The 21,192-nt window shown below is 34.6% G+C and carries 21 protein-coding genes; 18 read left to right on the top strand and 3 right to left on the bottom strand.

Going from position 1 to position 21,192, the window contains the following annotated elements; translation table 11 throughout:
• The first annotated feature begins 165 nt into the window (after positions 1 to 165).
• From ACTXGU_RS03760 to phoU, 6 genes are all read left to right on the top strand, one after another.
• Entirely contained in the window at positions 166 to 2,280 is a 2,115-nt protein-coding gene (locus ACTXGU_RS03760; protein WP_443480151.1) for a peptidoglycan D,D-transpeptidase FtsI family protein, read from the top strand.
• 278 nt (positions 2,281 to 2,558) lie between these two features.
• The gene (locus ACTXGU_RS03755) at positions 2,559 to 3,509 is read left to right on the top strand and encodes a phosphate ABC transporter substrate-binding protein PstS family protein (RefSeq protein WP_443480150.1); all 951 of its coding nucleotides are present in this window, start codon (positions 2,559 to 2,561) and stop codon (positions 3,507 to 3,509) included.
• 71 nt (positions 3,510 to 3,580) lie between these two features.
• Positions 3,581 to 4,531, top strand: coding sequence for a phosphate ABC transporter permease subunit PstC (gene pstC / locus ACTXGU_RS03750; RefSeq protein ID WP_443480149.1), 951 nt, complete (start codon positions 3,581 to 3,583; stop codon positions 4,529 to 4,531).
• A complete protein-coding gene (gene pstA / locus ACTXGU_RS03745; protein ID WP_443480148.1) occupies positions 4,531 to 5,409 on the top strand; it encodes a phosphate ABC transporter permease PstA in 879 nt (292 codons plus the stop codon). Before pstC ends, pstA begins: the two co-directional genes overlap by 1 nt.
• A gap of 27 nt (positions 5,410 to 5,436) precedes the next feature.
• Positions 5,437 to 6,255, top strand: coding sequence for a phosphate ABC transporter ATP-binding protein PstB (gene pstB, locus ACTXGU_RS03740; protein ID WP_443480147.1), 819 nt, complete (start codon positions 5,437 to 5,439; stop codon positions 6,253 to 6,255).
• Positions 6,256 to 6,290: 35 nt separating this feature from the next.
• Complete coding sequence (gene phoU / locus ACTXGU_RS03735) at positions 6,291 to 6,944, top strand: phosphate signaling complex protein PhoU (RefSeq protein ID WP_443480146.1); 654 nt, start codon at positions 6,291 to 6,293, stop codon at positions 6,942 to 6,944.
• Positions 6,945 to 7,138: 194 nt separating this feature from the next.
• Here the strand turns inward: phoU and ACTXGU_RS03730 are convergent, their stop codons facing one another.
• A complete protein-coding gene (locus tag ACTXGU_RS03730) occupies positions 7,139 to 7,609 on the bottom strand; it encodes an endolytic transglycosylase MltG (RefSeq protein ID WP_443480145.1) in 471 nt (156 codons plus the stop codon).
• Positions 7,606 to 7,995: a hypothetical protein gene (locus tag ACTXGU_RS03725; protein ID WP_443480144.1), complete on the bottom strand. Its 390-nt coding sequence runs from the start codon at positions 7,993 to 7,995 to the stop codon at positions 7,606 to 7,608. Before ACTXGU_RS03725 ends, ACTXGU_RS03730 begins: the two co-directional genes overlap by 4 nt.
• A gap of 482 nt (positions 7,996 to 8,477) precedes the next feature.
• On the opposite strand from ACTXGU_RS03725, the gene ACTXGU_RS03720 reads away from it, so the two are divergent.
• The 8 genes from ACTXGU_RS03720 (at position 8,478) to ACTXGU_RS03685 (ending at position 15,267) form a co-directional block, all read left to right on the top strand.
• Entirely contained in the window at positions 8,478 to 9,167 is a 690-nt protein-coding gene (locus ACTXGU_RS03720; protein WP_443480143.1) for a DUF4912 domain-containing protein, read from the top strand.
• Positions 9,164 to 11,617 carry a glycosyltransferase gene (locus tag ACTXGU_RS03715; RefSeq protein ID WP_443480142.1) on the top strand — a complete coding sequence of 818 codons (2,454 nt, stop codon included), beginning with the start codon at positions 9,164 to 9,166 and terminating at the stop codon, positions 11,615 to 11,617. The genes ACTXGU_RS03720 and ACTXGU_RS03715 overlap by 4 nt, the downstream gene beginning before the upstream one ends.
• 75 nt (positions 11,618 to 11,692) lie before the next feature.
• Positions 11,693 to 12,322: a hypothetical protein gene (locus ACTXGU_RS03710; RefSeq protein WP_443480141.1), complete on the top strand. Its 630-nt coding sequence runs from the start codon at positions 11,693 to 11,695 to the stop codon at positions 12,320 to 12,322.
• 237 nt (positions 12,323 to 12,559) lie between these two features.
• Positions 12,560 to 12,709 (top strand): 50S ribosomal protein L33, encoded by a 150-nt coding sequence (gene rpmG, locus ACTXGU_RS03705; protein WP_101175018.1) that lies wholly within the window; start codon positions 12,560 to 12,562, stop codon positions 12,707 to 12,709.
• A gap of 379 nt (positions 12,710 to 13,088) precedes the next feature.
• Positions 13,089 to 13,571, top strand: coding sequence for an RRXRR domain-containing protein (locus ACTXGU_RS03700; protein WP_443480140.1), 483 nt, complete (start codon positions 13,089 to 13,091; stop codon positions 13,569 to 13,571).
• A complete protein-coding gene (locus tag ACTXGU_RS03695) occupies positions 13,553 to 14,323 on the top strand; it encodes an HNH endonuclease (protein ID WP_443480139.1) in 771 nt (256 codons plus the stop codon). Before ACTXGU_RS03700 ends, ACTXGU_RS03695 begins: the two co-directional genes overlap by 19 nt.
• 85 nt (positions 14,324 to 14,408) lie before the next feature.
• Positions 14,409 to 14,975, top strand: coding sequence for a 5-formyltetrahydrofolate cyclo-ligase (locus ACTXGU_RS03690; protein ID WP_443480138.1), 567 nt, complete (start codon positions 14,409 to 14,411; stop codon positions 14,973 to 14,975).
• Positions 14,976 to 15,075: 100 nt separating this feature from the next.
• Positions 15,076 to 15,267: a hypothetical protein gene (locus ACTXGU_RS03685; protein ID WP_443480137.1), complete on the top strand. Its 192-nt coding sequence runs from the start codon at positions 15,076 to 15,078 to the stop codon at positions 15,265 to 15,267.
• 468 nt (positions 15,268 to 15,735) lie between these two features.
• On the opposite strand, the gene ACTXGU_RS03680 is transcribed toward ACTXGU_RS03685, so the two are convergent.
• Entirely contained in the window at positions 15,736 to 16,608 is an 873-nt protein-coding gene (locus ACTXGU_RS03680) for a hypothetical protein (protein WP_443480136.1), read from the bottom strand.
• A 223-nt stretch (positions 16,609 to 16,831) separates the two neighbouring features.
• Here ACTXGU_RS03680 and ACTXGU_RS03675 point away from each other — a divergent pair, with 223 nt between their 5' ends.
• The 4 genes from ACTXGU_RS03675 to ACTXGU_RS03660 all read left to right on the top strand — a co-directional run bounded on the left by ACTXGU_RS03675 (position 16,832) and on the right by ACTXGU_RS03660 (position 21,059).
• The gene (locus ACTXGU_RS03675; protein WP_443480135.1) at positions 16,832 to 17,038 is read left to right on the top strand and encodes a YqgQ family protein; all 207 of its coding nucleotides are present in this window, start codon (positions 16,832 to 16,834) and stop codon (positions 17,036 to 17,038) included.
• Between the two features lie 14 nt (positions 17,039 to 17,052).
• The gene (locus tag ACTXGU_RS03670; protein WP_443480134.1) at positions 17,053 to 18,021 is read left to right on the top strand and encodes an ROK family glucokinase; all 969 of its coding nucleotides are present in this window, start codon (positions 17,053 to 17,055) and stop codon (positions 18,019 to 18,021) included.
• A 379-nt stretch (positions 18,022 to 18,400) separates the two neighbouring features.
• Positions 18,401 to 19,588, top strand: a complete 1,188-nt coding sequence (locus ACTXGU_RS03665; protein ID WP_443480173.1) for a M14 family metallopeptidase — start codon at positions 18,401 to 18,403, stop codon at positions 19,586 to 19,588.
• Between the two features lie 343 nt (positions 19,589 to 19,931).
• Positions 19,932 to 21,059 (top strand): YqgU-like beta propeller domain-containing protein, encoded by a 1,128-nt coding sequence (locus tag ACTXGU_RS03660; RefSeq protein ID WP_443480133.1) that lies wholly within the window; start codon positions 19,932 to 19,934, stop codon positions 21,057 to 21,059.
• Positions 21,060 to 21,192 lie beyond the last annotated feature (133 nt).

Genomic DNA, 21,192 nt, shown 5'->3' with positions numbered 1-21,192 from the left:
CCCTCTCTTAAAATAAAGAATCGTCTTCGTAAGGCAGCACATACTACAACTATATGGAAGGAAGAAGTTTTCTATGGGTTAATATTCCAAAAGGTTATTAATAGAATTATGGTATCTTTTCGATTACAATAGACGAAGAATGCATAAAAGAAAGTGTGGTTTGACTTGGGAAATAAGAAAAAAAAGAAAACGCTGCCTTTTCGCCTTAATATTATTTTCTTTGGAGTATTTTTATTGTTTTCGGCATTAATACTCCGGTTAGGATTTGTGCAAATTGTATATGGAGACGATTATAAGAGGGAGCTGGAAAAAACAGAAGATATAACCGTAAATACATCTGTGCCTCGAGGGAAAATTTATGATACTACTGGAAAAACAATTGTAGACAACACACCAAAAAATGCGATTACGTATACGAATACAGGTGTCAAACAAGCAGAAATAATCAAAACAGCCAAACAATTGGCAAAGTATATTAATAAAGATACAAAGAAAGTAACAGAGCGGGATAAACAAGATTATTGGATCATGCTGCATCCAGAGGTAGCAGCGGAAAAAGTAACTGCTGCAGAAAAAAAGAAGCTGCAAGAAAAATATCCGGATGAAGAGGAATATAATAAACAAGTTTATAAATTGCAATTAGAACGAATTACAGGAAAAGAACTTCGAACATTAACAAAAGATGATCTAGAAGTCATCGCTATTTACCGTGAATTTACAAGCGGCTACAAGTTAACACCACAAATTGTTAAAAATAAGGATGTAACTGATAAGGAGCTGGCAATTGTCAGTGAAAACTTAGAAATGCTGCCTGGAGTTGATACAACAACAGATTGGGATCGAATGTATGCGTTTAACGATACATTAAAATCGGTGTTAGGAAATGTAAGTTCTTCCGAAAGAGGTTTGCCGGCAGAAAAACTGGCCTATTATGAAGCTAGAGGATACAGTCGAAATGACCGTGTTGGAACTAGCTATATTGAAATGGAATATGAGAATGTATTAAAAGGTCAAAAAGAAAAGGTTCGCAATCAAACAGATAAAAGCGGCAATGTTACAAGTACGGAAGTCATCGCGGAAGGAAAAAGAGGAAACGACCTTGTTCTTTCTACTGATATGGAATTACAGCTGGAAGTAGAAAAAATAATAGCAGAAGAATTACAAAGGGCAAAACAATCAGCAGGAACAAAGCTATTAGATCGTGCTTATGTTGTGTTAATGGACCCCTATACTGGTGAAGTTTTATCCATGGCGGGAAAAAGATTAGTAAAAAATGAAGAGACCGGAAAAACAGAAATGCAAGATGATGCCCTTGGCAATATTACAACAACATATAATGTAGGTTCTGTTGTAAAGGGTGCTACAGTATTAGCCGGATATAAAACAGGTGCTATTTCACCTGGCACTGTTTTAAGTGATACAGGCATAAAAATAGCAGGGACCCCACTGAAAAAATCATGGACCTATATGGGGAATATTAATGATTTAACAGCATTGCAAAGATCGTCAAACGTTTATATGTTTAGAACCGCCATAAAAATCGGCGGCGGAAATTATGAATATAATCAACCATTAAGTGTTAGTCCGAGTGCTTTTACAACGATGAGAAATTATTATGCACAGTTTGGTTTAGGCGTTCGGACAGGGATTGATTTGCCAAATGAACAAACTGGCTTTAAAGGCTCCAATACAACATTGCCAGGGTTTTTACTCGATTTATCAATAGGACAATATGATACGTATTCCACTATGCAGCTTGCTCAATATGTTTCTACGATTGCTAATGGCGGCAGCCGAATGAAACCGCATATTGTTAAAGAAATAAGGGAGCCAGTTTCTGATGAAAACGAGCTTGGGCCGATTGTTGAAACGATTAAACCGAAAGTATTAAATACGGTTGATGCTAAGCCAGAATGGATCAAAAGGGTACAGCAAGGGTTTAAAATGGTAGCTCAAACACAAAAAGGGACAGCGTATACTTATTTAGGTGGAAAATCGTATTCGCCTTCAGCAAAAACAGGAACTGCACAAGCTTTTTATGATGGTCCGTTGCGAAGTGATTATAAGGAACCTCCAGAAGTATATAATTTAAGCTTAATTAGTTATGCTCCTTCAGAAAATCCGGAAGTAGCAATGGCTGTTATGGTTCCATGGGCTTATCAAGGAAGCGTCGATAATGGCGCAAATAAAAAGATTGGCGAAAGAGTATTGGATGCGTATTTTGATTTAAAAAAGGAACGTCTGCAAGATAGTGATGGAAAAGGAAAAAAAGAAGAATAAGCAATTAAAAAGAGGTAAAACTATTAGTCAAGAATAGTTTTACCTCTTTTTTAATAGGAAGTAGTCCAAAATAACTACGTATATAAGGTTATGGAGTTGACTAAATCGCGTAGTAATGCCTAAAGAAGAGTAAAAAGCAAGTGTTTTAACAGCTTTTAAGAAGTCTACTAACTCTAGCGAATTTACAAAACCTTTACAATTCGTTAAAACATAATTAATACAAAAGTCTTATAGTAGAATTTGTAAACAAAACAACCATCCTTAGGGGGAATAAAGAAATGAAAAGCTTTAAACGATTAGGTTTTACAGCATTATTAGGAGCAGTGCTTACACTAACTGCATGTGGAGCAGGCGACAACGCAAATAATGCTGACAACGGAGACGCAAAGCAACTTGAAGGTCAAATTAAAATAGACGGCTCTTCTACTGTTTATCCTATCATGGAAGCTATTGTTGAAGAATATGGAAGTGAGCAGCCGAATGTAAAAGTATCTGTAGCTTCTTCCGGTACAGGTGGCGGTTTTAAAGCGTTTATCGCTGGAGAAACAGATTTTAGTAATGCATCACGTCCAATTAAAGATGAAGAAAAAGCTGAATTAGAAAAAAAAGGTGTTGACTATACAGAAGTAAGATTAGCTTATGACGGATTATCCGTTGTTGTAAATAAAGATAATACATGGGTAGATCACTTGACTCTTGATGAATTAAAGAAAATTTGGATAGAAGATGGAAAAACAAAAAAATGGTCAGATATTCGTAAAGGATGGCCAGCAGAAGAAATCAAACTTTATTCTCCTGGAACAGATTCTGGAACATTTGATTATTTTGATGAAGTGATTTTAGAAGGTAAACCAGTTGCTCAAAAAGCTACTTTATCAGAAGACGATAACGTATTAGTACAAGGTGTTACAGGTGATAAAAACTCTATCGGCTACTTTGGCTATGCTTATTATGCTGAAAATAAAGACAAATTAAAAGTAGTTCCGATTGATGGTGGAAACGGCCCAGTAGAACCTACTAATGAAACAGTAGAAAGCGGAGAGTATGCACCGTTATCAAGACCATTATTCACGTATATCAAAAATGACTCATTGAAAAAAGAAGAAGTAAAAGACTTTGCGAACTTCATCATCGATAATGCAGCTCAAATGTCTGAAGATGTTGGCTACGTTAAGCTTCCTGAAGAAGAATATACAAAAGATGCAGATTTAATTAAAGCTGTTAAGTAAAAAAAGTTTGATGGAAAGCTTTGCACTTAAGCTTTCCATCTTCGCATGTGGATAAAGGGGGATTTTTCATAATGAGTGTACAAAACTCAACAAAGCAATCATTCTCTGTACAACAGATGATAGAGGAGAACAAGAAAAAAGCAAGTGTAAATCAAGTGCTGGAAAAATTGATGCCAAAAGTTTTATTAGTTACAGCAATACTATCTGTTTTAACTACGCTAGGAATTTTATTTACATTACTAGCTGAAACCTTTACTTTTTTCGAGCGAGTTTCTTTCGTGGAATTTCTTACAGCGAAAAAATGGTATCCGTTCTCAGATCCAGGCTTTTTTGGGATTATGCCTTTAATCTCAGGAACACTAAAGGTAACAGGCATCGCTGCTATTGTTGCGGTTCCCCTTGGATTAGCCTCTGCCATTTTTTTAAGTGAATACGCATCCGATAAAACAAGACGTATTATTAAGCCTATACTAGAAGTTCTTGCAGGAATTCCAACAATTGTTTATGGTTTTTTTGCCTTAACATTTGTAACGCCTGTTTTAAGAGATATCATGCCTTCCCTTGAAATGTTTAATGCCTTAAGCCCAGGGATTGTAATCGGAATTATGATTACACCAATGATTGCCTCTCTTTCAGAAGATGCAATGAGCTCCGTTCCTAACTCCATGCGTGAAGGTGCACTTGGATTAGGCTCTACAAAACTTGAAGTATCATTAAAAGTAGTATTGCCTGCAGCAGTTTCTGGAATTGTTGCATCTATCGTTTTAGCGTTATCGAGAGCGATTGGGGAAACAATGATCGTTGCTGTAGCTGGAGGGAGCACCCCGAACTTAAGTTTAAACGTTACAGAATCTATACAAACGATGACTGCGTATATTGTCCAAGTAAGCCAAGGTGATGCAGGTTACGGCACCACGATTTATTATAGTATTTATGCAGTTGGATTCACCTTATTTTTATTTACATTAGTGATGAATTTACTTGCGCAGTTTATCTCTCGTCGTTTTAGGGAGGAATATTGATGAAACTAGTTGATCATGCAAAAGTTACTGAAAAAATGAAACCAAGGCTGATAAAAAATGTGATATTACGTGCACTGTTCTTTTGTGCAACAATGTTTGGCTTGGTTATATTAGGGCTCCTTTTTTATCGGGTATTGACTCAAGGAATTGGCTATTTGGATTTACAGTTTTTACAAAGTTTACCGTCACGTAAACCTGAACAAGCTGGTGTATATACAGCGCTGCTTGGAACTGTTTGGCTAATGGCGGTTGTTGCTCCTGTTTCTTTATTAATTGGAGTAGGAACAGCTATTTATTTAGAAGAATATGCAAGTAAAAATAAGTTTACTGCTTTTATTAAATTAAATATTGCTAATCTAGCTGGAGTACCTTCCATTGTATTTGGTTTATTAGGCTTAACTTTATTTGTTCGTGCATTATCTTTAGGAACGAGTGTATTAGCAGCAGGATTAACGATGAGTTTATTAGTGCTCCCAATTATTATTGTTGCTTCACAAGAAGCGATCAGAGCGGTGCCAAATGAATTAAAAGAAGCTTCTTTAGGAATGGGTGCAACGAAATGGCAGACGATCGTACGAGTGGTAATGCCTACAGCAATCCCTGGTATTTTAACAGGAGGGATTTTAGCTCTTTCTCGGGCGATTGGAGAGACAGCACCACTTGTTGTATTAGGATTGCCGCTATTTTTAGCGTTTTTGCCAAAAACGGTTTTTGATATGTTTACTGTTCTTCCAATGCAAATATACAACTGGACAGGAAGACCGCAAGAAGAATTTCAAAATTTAGCAGCAGCAGGAATTATCGTTTTATTAGGTTTATTAATAATAATGAATTCAATCGCTGTTCTAATTCGCAATAAATTTCAGAAACGTTATTAATCTTAAATAGGATAAGGGGGATTTAATATGAATAGTACATTAGCGAAAAAACCTGTGACAAAAAAAGAAGTGTCAACAAACACAGCAGAGAAAAGCATTGTATATAAAACGAATCAATTAAATTTATGGTATGGAGAAAAACATGCATTAAAAAATATCGATTTAGATATTATGGAAAATGAAGTAACATCTATTATTGGTCCTTCTGGATGTGGAAAGTCTACTTATATTAAAACATTAAATCGAATGATTGAGCTTGTTCCAAGTGTAAAAACTTCTGGAGAAATAAATTATCGCGGCCGTAATATTTTTGATAAAGACTATGGAGTAGAAGAGCTTCGTACAAAAGTAGGAATGGTATTCCAAAAACCAAATCCATTTCCAAAGTCTATTTTTGAAAATGTTGCTTACGGGCCGAAAATTCATGGTATACGAGATAAAAAAATATTAAATGAAATCGTGGAAAAAAGTTTAAGAGGCGCAGCAATCTGGGATGAAGTGAAAGATCGTTTGCATCAAAATGCATTTGGATTATCTGGAGGCCAGCAGCAGCGTATTTGTATTGCAAGATGTTTAGCAATTGAACCTGATGTTATTTTAATGGATGAGCCAACTTCTGCGTTAGATCCAATTTCCACATTAAAAGTAGAAGAACTAGTCCAAGAAATTAAAGAAAGTTACAGCATCATTATCGTGACACATAATATGCAGCAAGCAGCGCGTATTTCCGATAAAACAGCATTTTTCTTAAATGGAGAAGTAGTAGAATTTGATCAAACAGATAAAATTTTCTCTAATCCAACAGATCAACGTACTGAAGACTATATTACAGGACGTTTTGGATAAAAGTATAATGTTTACAATAAAAGGAGAGAAAATGTATGCCGGTTAGAGAAAAGTTTGAGCTAGAGTTAAAAGAGCAGCAAATGAAGTTAACTGAAATCGGTGAGTTTTCCATAAATGCACTGCAGAAATCATTAGAAGCGTTAAAAACAAAAAATATTGATTTGGCACTTGAGATCATTGATAATGATTCAAAAGCAGATATGATGTATGAAGAAATTAATGATTTTGCAATATTGCTTATTGCGAAACAGCAGCCTGTTGCGATTGATTTAAGAAGAATTATTGTCGGAATAAAGATTGCAACAGATATAGAAAGAATAGCTGATTTTGCAGTAAATATTGCAAAAGCAACCATTAGAATCGGCAGCCAGGAGTTAGTGAAACCAGTTGCCCATGTAGAAAAAATGGTGGGAATTACATGTAATATGCTAGAGCTTGCACTGAAAGCCTTTAATGAAGAAGATACGAAACTAGCCATAAAGATTGCAGAAATAGATGATGAAGTAGACCATTTATATGGGGTTGCAATCAATGAACTGATGGACATAAGCAGACAAAAACCTGAGTTTGTCCAACAAGTTTCTCATCTTACTTTCGTTTGTCGTTATTTAGAACGGGCAGCAGATCATACAACGAATATTGCCGAAAGTGTGTTTTATTTAGTAAAAGGTAGGCATTTTGATTGGTAAATAAGAAAAGCGAGAAAGACGAGACCCCGCAGGAGCATATGCGACGAGGAGGCTCGGCACTCGTCCCCGGAAAGTGAAGTGTATTCAGCTGCGGGTTAAATAACAATAATCTATACGAAAAGAGCCAAAATAAAAAACTCTCTTGTTAAGTAGTTGGTTAAGTATCCAACCTAACAAGAGAGTTTTTTATATGCTTATTTTGTAATGGCTTCTGCTATTTTTTTGTAGTTCATGTTATTTGTTAAGGTGAATGTACCAATTTGCACCTTCGTATGATAATTATTTTTTATTAAATAGTGTTCAAAGTCTTTTTCATTATCAATGATTTTTTTGTTAGCAAGCTGTTCGGCAATTTGTGTAATGGTCATTCCTTTTACAATATAAAGGTCATACGAAACAGAATCAGATGTTTTTTTAACTGGACTCTTATTTGGTTGTTTGTCTTTTTCGTTAGACTCTTTTGCTTGTTTTATTTGTGTTTGCAGTTGTTCATATTCTGTTTCCGTTAAGATCGTATATCCTTTTTCTTTTAAAAGGTTTTCTGCTTCATTTGTAGTTGGCTTTGCTGCTGTCTGCTTTTTTTCGCTGTAGCTGTAATAAGAGCCAATCAGACTGACAGAAAAGAAAACGCCGAATGCGAAAGCACGCAGACTTGACTTATTCATACATTCATTCCCCTTTTTTGGCCTTCCTTAATAATCTCTTGCACTTCACTAACGGATAAAGATGATTGCGTGGCAATATGATGAATAGGTACATCTTGAGACGCTAATGACCAAACTTGATTTTTAATAATGGCGTGAATATTTGTGATGTTTGGATTCTCTATTTTGCTGCTGTGTACTGGTGATGTATGTAAATCTACTTCATCTATCAATAATTCTTCTTCTAATAATTTTAATTTTTTTTTCACTTTATAAAGTTCTTGATATTGCTGAATGGAGAGTTGATCTAAATCATCCTGCAAGGTCTTGTAGGGGTCTTTTGCAAAAAAAGATAATAGAAAAAGGACAATGGAAAAACTTAATAAACAGATCATTAAAATAAACATATAGTCACCTCTAAGAAATACTAAGCTGTTATGTATAGCCTCACTATTTATTTTACCATTTAAGAGAAACCATGCATATGATTGTTAATAGAAACACTACATATTGTAATTAAAAGGTGCGTTTTTCTTCCAAGTTAAGTAGTTTCAGAGTTAATTGTTTTCTATTAGTGCGTAATTTGAAAAACGTATATTACGAAAATTGCCGTAGAAACAAAAAAATGTCGTTTAACACGCATATTTTTCGTTCTCTTGTGTCGAATGAAAGCCTTTTAAAAGAGGAAAAACATGGAGAAAAAAATTTTTTCGTTCCAAAAGACTAATGAACAATATCGATAGCATGTTACGACAAAATATGTTCATTGTGACATCTGCTATTCAGTGATAACATAAAAGTATAAATAAAAACATAACAAATAAGATTCTAGAACAACAAAGTGAAAGGTTATTAACTAAAACTATACAGGAAAGGGGTGCTACTTTCATTGCTGGATGAAATCATCAAGTTAAGAAAAAAAGGACTTTCTTTTCGTAAAATTGCCAATGAACTAGAATCGACAGTCGGGAAAATTCAATATCAGTGGAATAAATACATGAAAAACAATCCTGAAGAGCAAAAGACCTTCAAACAAAATAAGGAGGAACAAAATGAACTATATATTTCTCCAATGGTAAGGACAAGCATTAATACGATGATGCGGAACAACGGAATGGAAGCGTGGTCAATATCAGCAACTAGTGTTTTTGTTTTCTGGAAAATCCCACAAGGAAAATGGGATATCCTTACTTCTTATTATGAAATAAACAGTAGCAATCGAACGGTTGTTTTAAAAATTAACGATATAACTAGTATTATTTACAATGGAAGCAACGCCCATTCCTCAAAACAAATAACATTAACGAATGGGGCAGATTATTTTGTCGTATCTGATTTAGCTCCTAATCGTAGTTATTGCTTTGAAATAGGTGTATTCGATCACTATCAAACCTTTTTGCCAGTTTTACAATCAAATCCTATTCAATTGCCAAGAACATCAAAAGCACATGTTGGAAATTTAGCTAAAGAAATGGAGAAATGGGTAGAAGGAAAAGTAATAATGCCAAATTGGATTGAACACGTTAGTACCTATAGTTATTATAAAATGGAAGAACGAAAGGATGTTGAAAAGAAATGAATTATTGTTATTTTCAAACGGTTGTATATGCTGATATTCCTTTCATTCAATTTTTTTCGATAAGTAAAGAAGACAGAAACAAAACATATGTAGCTTCCATTCAGTTTATTCGTTTTTTACAAGCTTTAGAACAACAAAACGGAAATTATCCGGTACAGTTGGCAATGCCCCCAACGTATTATGAAATTTTAGAGCTAACTAGCTTTCAAGAAGAGATGACTGAATTTTTAGAAAATAATCAACAGGAATATAAAGAAGAATACGAATATTGGCTAAAGTATCATAAACAATTAAACGAAACGATAAAAAAGCTAATGAAGAATAATAAATTGGACTTGCTTGCATGTCCCGCAACGTTTAGTACATTGCCAAATATCTCTACACAATCAGGATTTACTCTACAAATAGAAGCAGGATTAGCTATTTTGCAAAATCTGTTTGCATATCAGGCAAAAGGCTTTTGGTTTCCGCAAGGTCGTTATGCTCCAGGACTAGATTTATATTTAAATAAAGCTGGTATAAAGTTTAGTTTTATTCGTAATGAAACGATTTATTATAGTGATCCTGCCCCTTTAGAAGAAGGAACGGCAGTCGTATCCCCACATGATATCATATTTTTTCCAATTCAAGAGAATTTGTATGATTTATTAAATAATGACAACAAGCAAAAAGTAATGGTAGAAAAAGAAATGGTAGCATTAACAAATAAATACAATCATTATCGGCAGCAATCGGTCATCTCGCTAGTTATGGAATTAACAGCATATCATTTCCGAAAAAAAGAATTGGATAAACAGTTAACATACTTAATGGACGAAGGATTTGTTGTCCACATTTCTCCTAGTATGTATATAAAACAATTTAGTCAAGATCTCGATAAAGTGCATTTAAGTGCAAGTTTTTTACAAGAGATAAATGATATTGATATTGAAAGGTATGGAAAATATTATGCAGCAAGCTCTTTTATAGAAAAAGAACTGGAGCAATGGAAAAGGTTACAGCTGCCATCTAAAGCAATTAGAATAATAAAAGCGCTTGAAAAAGAATGGCTTTTTCTTACAGGACTACTATCTCCTGTTCTTGAAAAAAATAGGAATAAAATCGAAAATCATATAGAAGCAGCAGTGAAAATTTCTGAAAGTTTTCATAATCAATATGATGAAAACATGTTAATATCTAGAGAAGAACAATTCCCTGTATTAAATCATTCATTTAAAATAATGTCACAACGTGAAGTTAAGGTTGAACAAAACGGCAAAAAAAAGGTGTTATTATTATCTTGGGAGTATCCGCCAAATGTTGTTGGCGGTCTTGGAACACATGTTGCAGGATTATGTGAAAGTTTAATAAAAAAAGATTATGAAGTTCACCTAATAACAACTCAGGATATAAAGGCAGAACCGTATGACTGTAAAGAACGAGAAGGCTTATTCGTATATCGAGTTAAACCAATTTACAGTCTGGAAGCAAATTTTATTCATTGGATTGGTGGATTAAACATCAGTATGTGGAATAAAGGAATGGAGCTTGCAGCCTTTTATCCGTTTGATATAATACATGCCCATGATTGGCTTGTAGGAGCAGCAGCTATTTCGCTGCAAAAGGAGTTAAATATCCCGTTAGTTTCCACGATACATGCCACAGAGCATGGTAGAAACGGTGGCATTTATACAGAGATGCAAAGGTTTATTCATAATAAAGAAAAACATCTCATTGCATCCTCTCATTTAATTATTGTTTGCAGTGAATTTATGAAAGAAGAAGTAATGAATATTTTTCAAACAGAACGAGACAAAATAACGATAATTCCAAATGGGGTAAATGCACAAGCAATAAAAGATATTTCTATATCAACTATCCATGAGTTTTCCATTAATAAGCAAAAAAGAATTGTTTTTGCTATTGGCAGGCTTGTAAAAGAAAAGGGATTTGGGACATTATTAGAAGCAGCAAAAAGATTTAGACAAAAAAATTCGAATGTGTTTTTTGTCCTTGCCGGAGTAGGTCCTATGTACGATGAATATAAAAAATATATTGAAAAAAATAATTTGCAATCTACTGTATTGTTAACAGGATATTTACAAGAAGAGAAGAAAAGAGCCTTTTATCAATTAGCTGAAATTGCCGTTATTCCAAGTCATTATGAACCATTTGGCATTGTTGCATTAGAATCCCTTGTCTTTGCAAAACCAACCATCGTTTCCAATACGGGGGGATTAAAAGGGATAGTCGACCATAAAAAAACAGGGATTCTCATAGATCCTGGTAATGTTAATGATCTTATAGAAGCCATTCAGTTTTTGTTAGAGAATAAAAGAGAAGCAAAAGAGATCGGAAACAATGGAAGAAAGCTAGTAGAACAATTATTTAGTTGGAATCGCGTTGGAGATGAAACGAAAAGAGTATTCGACGAGCTGTTGATTCAAAATAAGATGAAAGAAAATGTTTAGAAACGAGTAGTATAGTCTTTAATGGAGGCAAGTTCTTTGTTGAAATAAAAATAACTAAAAAAAAGGTGAATAAGGATGAAAACAGAAGCTTATTTGCAATCAGATTACCAAAGTATGGAAAAAAAGTCTATTAGCGGGAGATTGGTTGGTACGATTGGCATTTGGCTAGATGGAAAAACATATTGGATTCAAAATGGATATGAAAAATTAATTCCTGAACAAGCTATCTCAGTCCATATCAAGCATGTTCCAAAACATTCAAAAATTCAATATAACGAAATTTTTGTAAGAAATCATTCAGTCTTGTCAAAACAGATGAAAGTTTTAATGTTAAATTATTATTCGAAACCTCTTGATGAGCAGTTAACCTTTGTTTCGCCAACAGATAATGTTATTTTTCATACTGTAAATAATCATTTATTTTTAGTGAACGGAGAAACCAGTAATGGCAGCAGAATAGAACAAAAAACGGTGCAGCCACTTTGGAATGTTCATACAGAGTTGATATGGAGCAATAATGCCAATGGAATCTTAAAGTATCAACCGATGGGAAAGGGAGCTTCTGTTAGTATATTCTCATTAAATTTGGAAATGAAACCACAATCAATAGCTAGTTGCAAAGCATGGACCATTCATGGAGCAGAAAAAAAAGAGCTGATGGATTTGAATCAATTACTAATAAAAAATCATACTAGCATTTCCTAACAAAAAGTGTTATCATATAAAAGTCGTATGCACGAACTAGATATAGTGTAGACCAAGTAATTTTAGCAGAAACTTTAGGCTGATCGAAAACGTTTGTCTTTCGAGGCGTGAAGCCTTGTGAGGAGCGGAGTTACCGTGGTTGGGTAATGAGCATCCGAGTAAGGAGAACAACGAAGAAAGCGAGCGTTTGTCGACAGCCTGGCGAACTAGTATAGCAATAGTTTGGAGGGAAATAACATGCGTGTAAACATTACGTTAGCTTGCACAGAATGTGGAGATCGTAACTACATTTCTAAAAAAAATAAACGAAATAATCCAGATCGTCTTGAGCTAAAAAAATATTGTTCAAGAGAAAAACGTACAACAACTCATCGCGAAACAAAATAAGCAGAGGGGATATCCCTTCTGTTTTTTTTGTGCACTATAGAGGCTCTTAATATTCATAGCTAGCTATTAGGGAGCTATCAACAGCTATTATTAAACCATAACAAATCGTAACATTTGGTTTGTCATGGAGGGTTGATTGCTTTCCAGCTTAAGTGAGTGTAGTCTCTCGAAAGAAAGATAGCACGTTGAACTACGTTGAAGGGGTTCGGTAAAAACACACCTGACGGTATGTATCCGATGAGATGTTCTTTCAGTCTCCTGATCTGTGAGTGTTGAGGAAGAAAGCTAACCTAGGTTATGGAAGCGAAACACCAAAAACACATGTCCGCCCTTTGACTTTAGCAAGAAGGAAAATACCCTATTTGGATGTTGGTCAGAGATGACTTCTTATTGCTTTGTATTGGATGTAAATGATCGCGCCCTGAGCCCTACAAAGGAAAAGAAAGGCTGGTATTTAATTCGAAAAAATCGAGCGAAACTAGTCAATAAGTTTCCAATGGTGATTCAATTATTAAAAGAGATTCCGCCTGAAAAAATAGACAAAACTCCGATTGTACTAGGCATTGATGATGGAGCTAAGTATACGGGAATTGCTTTGGTTCAAGATTACGCATCTAAAAACAAGCCCGTGTTCAAAGGGACAATCGAGCATAGACAAGATGTCAAAGACAAAATAGATGTAAGGCGAGGTCATAGAAAATACAGAAGATCGCATAAAAAATATCGAAAAAAACGATTCGATAATCGCTGTGCATCGAAAAGAAAAGGAAGAATTCCCCCTAGTATTAAACAAAAGAAAGAAGCCATACTTCGTGTCATCAAAAAATTAACGCAATGGTGCGAATGGATCACATTCATTTAGAGGATGTGCAAATCGATATCCGTGCATTAAGCGAAGGGAAAAAACTATACCGATGGCACTATCAAAAATCAAACCGTTTAGATGAACATTTACGGATCGCTGCCCTCATGCGTGATCAGTATACATGTCAAAGCTGTGGGAAAAACGATTGCAGGTTAGAGGTTCATCATATTACACCGAGACGTTTAAAAGGCGCGGATTCGATTTTAAATCTCATTACTTTGTGCAGCTCCTGCCATAACCAGATTAACGGGGAAGAAATGAACCATGCCGAACGATTTTATGCCCTCATTGATGGAAAAAAGATTGATTATAAAGCGGCTATGCATGTAATGCAAGGGAAAAAGCATTTGCGGACAGAACTAAAAAAAGTGGCTCTTTTAACACTCACAACCGGAGGAGACACAGCGAATAGACGGATTGATTGGAATATTGAAAAGAGTCACAGCAATGACGCCATTGTGACAACAAATTTAGAGGTCAATCCACATAAGTGTGAAATAAAGGACTGGGTTATAAAACCAATGCTTAGAAAGAGCAAAGCTAAAACAAAAGAAGTAGAAGGTTTTAAGCATCGAGATTATGTTTGTTATACCAAAAGAAATGGCGAAAAATATGTTGGTTTTATAACCGCTTTATACCCAGAAAGAAAACAGTTTAATATGACAACAATAGATGGGCAGATTCTGAAAAGATATGGGATAAAACCTTTAAAATTAATTTGGAGATTCAGCAAAATTTATTGGTATTAAAAAAACGACAAAAGGGAGGTGAATCCTGGTCAATTTAATATGTTTTGGTATGAATTGTTATACTTTAATATGACCAGGAATACTTGTGGAAGAGAAGAAAACGGCCTTACGAGAACAGCTAAAAGCGGAATTACAAACTATAAATAAAAATTTTCATGAACAGTTGTCACAGCAAATTGCAGAAAATTTATATAAAGATAGTAGTTTTATACAAGCAAATAGTATTGGCATCACGATTTCAAATTATCCGGAGGTCAATACATATTCCATTATTCGAACTTGCTGGCAACTAGGAAAAACGGTAAGTGTACCAAAATGTTTACCGAAAACGAAAGAAATGATTTTTCGGAAAATCGAGACATTTGAGCAATTAGAAAAAGTGTACAGCAACTTGTATGAACCGGTTGAACACATAACAGAAGCAACAGATCATCATGAGATGGATTTGCTGATTGTGCCTGGTCTTGCATATACAAAAAGCGGCTATCGAATCGGTTTTGGCGGTGGATATTATGATCGCTATTTGCAAAAATACAGCGGCATAACTGTTTCATTAGCTTTTCAAAAGCAAATAGTGGAAAAGCTTCCTATAGAACCACATGATCAGCCTGTTTCAAAAATTATCACAGAGAATAAGGTCTATAGTAAGTAAAAAGAGGAGAAGCCGTGCAGTTTCCTAGGAATTACGAAAGAAAAAATAATGGATAAAAAACATGTCATTTTCTCAAACTACTTGGTGGGAGGGATAAAAAATGTCAAGACTTTTTTCCATTATATTAATTGGATTAGGTGGATATGTTTTGATTAAAAAACGATATCGCATCATGAATATGGTCCTTAAAAACAGCTTGATAAGACAATATTTAATTAAGTTTGTCATGAATTTGCCTGGGATTCGAGATAAAATGATGAGCACCGTTTTTTCAAGACCAACAAGTTATTGAAAAACCTTGTTCAGGCTGTCGAAAAACGCCTGTCTTTTTTGCGAAGGTTGATTGTTGCTTTAAACTCGCAGCCTGAATACACTTCGCTTTCCGTGGGCGAGCGTCGAGCCTCCTCGTCGCATTCGCTCCTGTGGGGTCTCGTCTTTCTCGCATTCCCACAGGAGTCTTCGTGTATTCAGTCTGCTGAGTACTTCTTCTCCCATTTTTCAAGTGAAAAACAACAAACTTTGAGAAAACAGCTTTTTCACAATATCTACTTCTGATGAGGTTTATTTAAAAATGGTAATATAAGCCAGGCTTCGTAAATAAAAAGACAAGCTTGTCGTTCAGTCTGAAAGTAGGTTGAATTTGTACTTTAATCTTCATGATAACTAAATCTGAAGAGTTGAAAAAATAACTTCAATAAACTTTTTCAATCAACGATATTTTAAGATGCCCCTAATAAATATCGTTAAGGATGACAATGATTTACTGATTAGTTATTCTTTGTCGTAAAATAACAGATTCTCCATCTTTTGTTGTGAATTCGACAAGGAGATGATCTTTATTAATTAATATAGAAGGAATGGTGCTGCCTATCGGATCAACGATTGTCCCATCTTTTTTCCTAATTCCCAGGAAATAATTTTTGTATAATCCTTCCGTTAATTGTCCAATTATTTGAGCAGTTTTTTCTTTTGTAAATCCTTTAAATGGGAGATTATCATACTTGCTTAGATCAGTTAATAGTAAACGAATTGGATATTGATTCAACAATAATCGATTTTCTTTTACACCTTTATTAAAATAGTAGGTTATATAATGATTTGTTTCGGAATCCAATGTTTTTTTCCATTCTTTTTCTTCTCTTGATTGAGGAGTTTTGAAAGCTTTTGCTTTATTGTCAAATCGAGAATTAATTACATATAAAAAATCATCTGTTATTTTTTGCGAACTGAAAATCCGATCACTATCATCATGAATTTCTGCATAATGAAAGGAGATGGTTTTAAATAGTCTGCTTTCTTTTTCTACAACGCTCTTTCGTTCGGTTAATAGCATCGTATGTTGTTTCCATTCCCCCATCGTACTGACGAGCTTGCCATTTGCATACAATAAACTCATATGTTGTCTTAAATAAGCCCTTTTATTTAAATTAGATGTCGTTTCCCATAAAATACTATAATTATCGTTTTTTTGCTTTTCTAAAGTGATAGATGTTTCTGCAATAGGAAAAGACACTGTTGGGTCGATTGGAAAGTAAGTAATACTTTCTTTTGCAATTTGTTTTTGTTGAAAAATATAAAATATAGAAATAATAATAAGAAGACAAAAACTTAATAACATAAAATCTCGTTTCATTTTCATCACCACGATTGTTTTAATAAAGGACAAACAAAACTTTACATAGTATATGGCGGAAAAGCTTTATTCATGTCCAAAAAATATTTTTTTAATGGTCTTGCCAAGGCGTTTGCGCTTTTCTTATAATACCCTTGAGGAAAACAGGAAATTATCATATACTTGAATGAAAGCGATTTAATATCCGTGTTCATAAAATAATAGAATAAAATAGAGGGTAATAATGAAAAGTATTTATGATGTCCAACAATATTTAAAAAGCTATGGAACGATTATTTATACTGGTGATCGAATCGGTGACTTGGAATTAATGAAATCAGAATTGGAAGAAATATATCAATCTCAATTAATTGAAAAAAAAGACTTAGAGTCAGCGATATTTATCATAAATCAAAAAATTCAGCATTTAAAAGAAGAAAGAGAGAAGTAAGGGGAGAATAAATCATGACGGAAAACTGGGTAGTTGGTGTAGATTTAGGTGGTACTACTGTCAAAATCGCTTTTTTAACTTTGAACGGTGAAATTATTGAAAATTGGGAAATTCCGACTGATAATTCCGATGAAGGAAAAAATATTACAAAAGATATTGCAAAATCGGTTGAAGAACATTTGCAAAAATGGAATCATTCTAAATCAAATGTGTTAGGTGTTGGGATGGGGGCGCCTGGTCCTTTTGATTATAAAACAGGCGTTATTTATAATACCGTAAATTTAGGATGGCCAGATAATTTTCCGTTAAAGGAAAAGTTGGAAACAGAACTTGGTTTACCTGTTTCTATTGATAATGATGCGAATTGTGCTGCGTTAGGTGAAATGTGGAAAGGTGCTGGAGCTGGCTGCAAAGATTTAGTTTGTGTTACTTTAGGTACTGGTGTTGGCGGTGGTGTAATTATTAATGGCAATATTGTTCAAGGTACTAAAGGTGCAGCTGGAGAAATCGGCCATTTAACGTCTGAAATAGAAAACGGTGCTCCTTGTAATTGTGGTAAAACGGGCTGTTTAGAAACGATAGCATCTGCCACTGGGATTGTAAGATTAGCAAACGAAAAGCTTGCCGAGAAAACGATCAATAGTGAGCTTCGAGATGTATTAGCTCAAAATGGTAAGCTAACAGCAAAAGATGTGTTTGCTGCAACGAAAAATGGGGATAAAGTGGCAGACGAAGTCATTACATATGTTGCACTTCATTTAGGTTTAGTTTTAGCTAATATCGCTAATACACTTAATCCGGAAAAGATTGTATTAGGTGGAGGAGTTTCAAAGGCAGGAGACGTTTTGTTAACGCCTGTAAAAGAAAATTTCCAAAAGTTTTCTTTTAAAAGTGTTGTCGAATCGACGACTATTGATGTGGCAACACTTGGAAATGCAGCAGGTGTAATTGGTGCTGCCTGGTTGGCAAAAGGACAAAAATAATCATAAACTGTATATATATGATGTTTAGAAATGAGGATGCTTTGTAATCCTATGCTGTGCACTGAGAAACCTGCAGCTAAGATTGCAAGAAGCATCCTCTTTATAATAAATAAAAGAGCATAAGAAGTGACTGGGAATATTGGTATAAGTTTTCTGATTTATTCGAATATTAGGAAGTGTAAAATTTTTAACTTAGATAAGTGTCTAGCTCCGGCGCCTAGCCCCTGTGAAAGATAACCTCTTGTCTCTAAAAGTAAAGAGCACTTTTTGAGCCAAGAGAACATTTTTCTTCGGGGCTGAGCAAGTCGCCTGCGCTTTTCTTATGTATTTTTTCATTTCAGAAATCATAAATATGAAGGAATGGAAGGAGTGATTCATGTTGGAGATTAAAACGAGACTCGGAGACACTTTTTGGTATTATAGCCAACTTTTTATGATTCCATTAAACTTAATAATTGACAGCAATCCTTCAATAAATCCGAATACTATTATAACCGGTCAAACCGTTCATATTCCAGGTTTTCAAACACAAACGCTTCAAATAAAAAAAGGGGATACATTATGGAAAATTGCCGGTGCCAGAAATATATCGATTGATAGTATTTTATTATTAAACCAGCAAATAAATCCGAATCGATTAAAAATCGGGGATCCTATCGAAGTGCCCGAAAGAATCTTAAAAAAAATAGTGAATGGAAAAAAACGATATGATTATCAAGCATTGCAGGAAGATATAAAATCATTACAATCGAATTATCCTTTTATCACAATAAATACAATAGGAGAAAGTGTATTAGGGAATGCCATACAAGAAATCCGTTTAGGCAGGGGGAGCAAAAAGGTTCATATGAATGCTTCTTTCCATGCAAATGAGTGGATAACAACTTCAATAGTAATGTCTTATGTGAATGATTATTTATTATCCTTAACAAATGCAACAATGATAAAAGGAGTACAAACACTGCCTCTTTATCAAGCTGTTGACCTTTCTATTGTTCCAATGGTAAATCCTGATGGTGTAGATCTTGTCATAAACGGACCGCAAGACAGGGACCAAGAAAATGTAGTAGCAATAAATGGTGGCAGTAATGATTTTACGGGATGGAAAGCAAATATTCGTGGAGTCGATTTAAATAATCAATTTCCTGCAAAATGGGAAGTGGAAAAAGAACGGAAAAAACCGAAATCGCCTGCACCTAGAGATTATCCGGGAGATGCTCCATTAACAGAACCGGAAGCTAAAATAATGGCAAAGCTTGCTGAAAAAGAAAACTTTCAAACGATGCTTGCCTTTCACACGCAAGGGAAAGAATTTTATTGGGGTTATGAAGGGATGGAGCCGAAAGAATCACAAGCGATTGCAACTGAATTCGAGCGTGTCAGCGGTTATGAAGCAATTCAAAATATTGACAGCTTTGCAGGGTATAAAGATTGGTTTATTCAGGATGTGAAAAAATCAGGATTCACCATTGAGTTAGGAAAGGGGATTAATCCCTTGCCCTTATCACAATTTGATGAAATTTACCGAGATGCAATCGGTATCTTTTTAGCAGCTTTATATATGTGATCAAGAATTTTTCGTTTGGAAAAAAAGTAAAAAAAGATTGGCTGTTTTCGTATAGATTGTTGTTTTTAAACTTGCAGCCTGAATACACTTCGCTTTCCGTGGGCGAGCGTCGAGCCTCCTCGTCGCATACGCTCCTGTGGGGTCTCGTCTTTCTCGCATTCCCACAGGAGTCTACGTGTATTCAGTCTGCTGAGTACTTATTCTCCCATTTTTTCACGTAAATAACAACAAAATTTGAGAAAAGAACCAAAAGATTTTATGAAAGCCGTAAATTTTCGGCTTTTTTGTGTTACTATTCATTATAGTGTGCATAGCAAAAGGCTATATAAAAGGGTGTGAAAAAATGTTTTACCTTTTAAAGAAAAAATCGGATGTTTTTCTTCTGCTTTTTCTTATTTTCACACTTGTACTATCTGGATGTTCTCCTAAACAGAAAGTAACAACGAGTCAAGAAGAGGAAAAAGACATACCGAAAAAAGAACAGAAAGAAAAGCCGCTTCTTCCGCCTGCAAAGATAATAAAAGGTGAGTTTGTTCAAGTTGCAGGATGGCTAAGTGATAAGAACATCGCCTATATTGCAAAGGTAGAAAATGGCTATCAACTATATGCCTATGAGCTTTTTACTGGAGAATATTCAAAGCTGTTTCAAACAAAGTCAGAAATGGTGAACGTTAAAATTAGCCCGAATTTAGAGAGGATATTAATTTATACAGCTACATCCGATGATGCTGGAGAAATAACGATCATTGATAATAGCGGGAAGCAGCTTTATACAACATCTCTTGCAAGTTACGATGCTGATTTTGTTTGGAATCCATATAATGAGATGGAACTATTTGTTTCGACTTTTACAGATGACTGGAAAAGTGATGTATATTTGTTATCGCTTTCACAAAAACAACTAATCCCATTGCAGGGCATGAATCCATTTTCTCAATGGCTTCAAAAAGAGGAGCTTGCCTATTTAGACTGGGAAAAGGATGATACTTCCTTTCATGCTCCGATTAAAACAAAAAATTTACAAACTAAAAATGAAACCGTTTATAACTTAGATGATGTTTATTCTATGCATGTATTTGAAAGATTGGTGTTAACGATTTCGACAGATCCACAAAATATTGAAAATGCTGTTTATACTTTTTATCAGCATGACTTTCACAAAACTAGCAGCTTTACGATTCCACATTTATCAAAGTTTGCCGATTGGCTTGTTCCGTTTTTTGATTTAAAGGATGATGCTTTTTATACGTTTATCCCGAAAAAAAGCGGCCATGCGGAGTCCTATAATGAAGGGTTTGATTTTATTTCGATTGATTCGAAAACGGGATTGCGAAAAAAAATAGTACAGCAGCCTATAGACAACCAGCCAATACAGCTATCTCCAAATAATGACTGGTGTTTGTATGGGCACTATCAAGAAAAGATGATAAATGTAAAAACAGGAGAGATTATTTCTTTGTCAAATAATTGATGTTTTATAAAATGGTTAATTAGAAGATGAAGCCCAATGAACACCAGAGATATCATAAAATAGGACCCTTTCTTTTTTTTATTGTATAAAATTTATATTGATAAGTATAAATGTCTAGATCCAGGTGTCTTGG

The organism is Niallia sp. 01092 (genome assembly GCF_052318935.1).
GTDB lineage: Bacteria > Bacillota > Bacilli > Bacillales > Cytobacillaceae > Niallia.
The sequence above is the reverse complement of the archived record's forward strand: the minus strand, read 5'-3'. Positions and strand labels throughout refer to the sequence as shown.

Excerpts from the sequence above, each read along its gene's own strand:
- ACTXGU_RS03755 (WP_443480150.1), top strand. The coding sequence starts at position 2,559 with ATGAAAAGCTTTAAACGATTAGGTTTTACAGCATTATTAGGAGCAGTG.
- pstC (WP_443480149.1), top strand. The coding sequence starts at position 3,581 with ATGAGTGTACAAAACTCAACAAAGCAATCATTCTCTGTACAACAGATG.
- pstA (WP_443480148.1), top strand. The coding sequence starts at position 4,531 with ATGAAACTAGTTGATCATGCAAAAGTTACTGAAAAAATGAAACCAAGG.
- pstB (WP_443480147.1), top strand. The coding sequence starts at position 5,437 with ATGAATAGTACATTAGCGAAAAAACCTGTGACAAAAAAAGAAGTGTCA.
- phoU (WP_443480146.1), top strand. The coding sequence starts at position 6,291 with ATGCCGGTTAGAGAAAAGTTTGAGCTAGAGTTAAAAGAGCAGCAAATG.
- ACTXGU_RS03730 (WP_443480145.1), bottom strand. The coding sequence starts at position 7,609 with ATGAATAAGTCAAGTCTGCGTGCTTTCGCATTCGGCGTTTTCTTTTCT.
- ACTXGU_RS03725 (WP_443480144.1), bottom strand. The coding sequence starts at position 7,995 with ATGTTTATTTTAATGATCTGTTTATTAAGTTTTTCCATTGTCCTTTTT.
- ACTXGU_RS03715 (WP_443480142.1), top strand. The coding sequence starts at position 9,164 with ATGAATTATTGTTATTTTCAAACGGTTGTATATGCTGATATTCCTTTC.
- ACTXGU_RS03710 (WP_443480141.1), top strand. The coding sequence starts at position 11,693 with ATGAAAACAGAAGCTTATTTGCAATCAGATTACCAAAGTATGGAAAAA.
- rpmG (WP_101175018.1), top strand. The coding sequence starts at position 12,560 with ATGCGTGTAAACATTACGTTAGCTTGCACAGAATGTGGAGATCGTAAC.
- ACTXGU_RS03700 (WP_443480140.1), top strand. The coding sequence starts at position 13,089 with ATGACTTCTTATTGCTTTGTATTGGATGTAAATGATCGCGCCCTGAGC.
- ACTXGU_RS03695 (WP_443480139.1), top strand. The coding sequence starts at position 13,553 with ATGGATCACATTCATTTAGAGGATGTGCAAATCGATATCCGTGCATTA.
- ACTXGU_RS03685 (WP_443480137.1), top strand. The coding sequence starts at position 15,076 with ATGTCAAGACTTTTTTCCATTATATTAATTGGATTAGGTGGATATGTT.
- ACTXGU_RS03680 (WP_443480136.1), bottom strand. The coding sequence starts at position 16,608 with ATGAAACGAGATTTTATGTTATTAAGTTTTTGTCTTCTTATTATTATT.
- ACTXGU_RS03675 (WP_443480135.1), top strand. The coding sequence starts at position 16,832 with ATGAAAAGTATTTATGATGTCCAACAATATTTAAAAAGCTATGGAACG.
- ACTXGU_RS03670 (WP_443480134.1), top strand. The coding sequence starts at position 17,053 with ATGACGGAAAACTGGGTAGTTGGTGTAGATTTAGGTGGTACTACTGTC.
- ACTXGU_RS03660 (WP_443480133.1), top strand. The coding sequence starts at position 19,932 with ATGTTTTACCTTTTAAAGAAAAAATCGGATGTTTTTCTTCTGCTTTTT.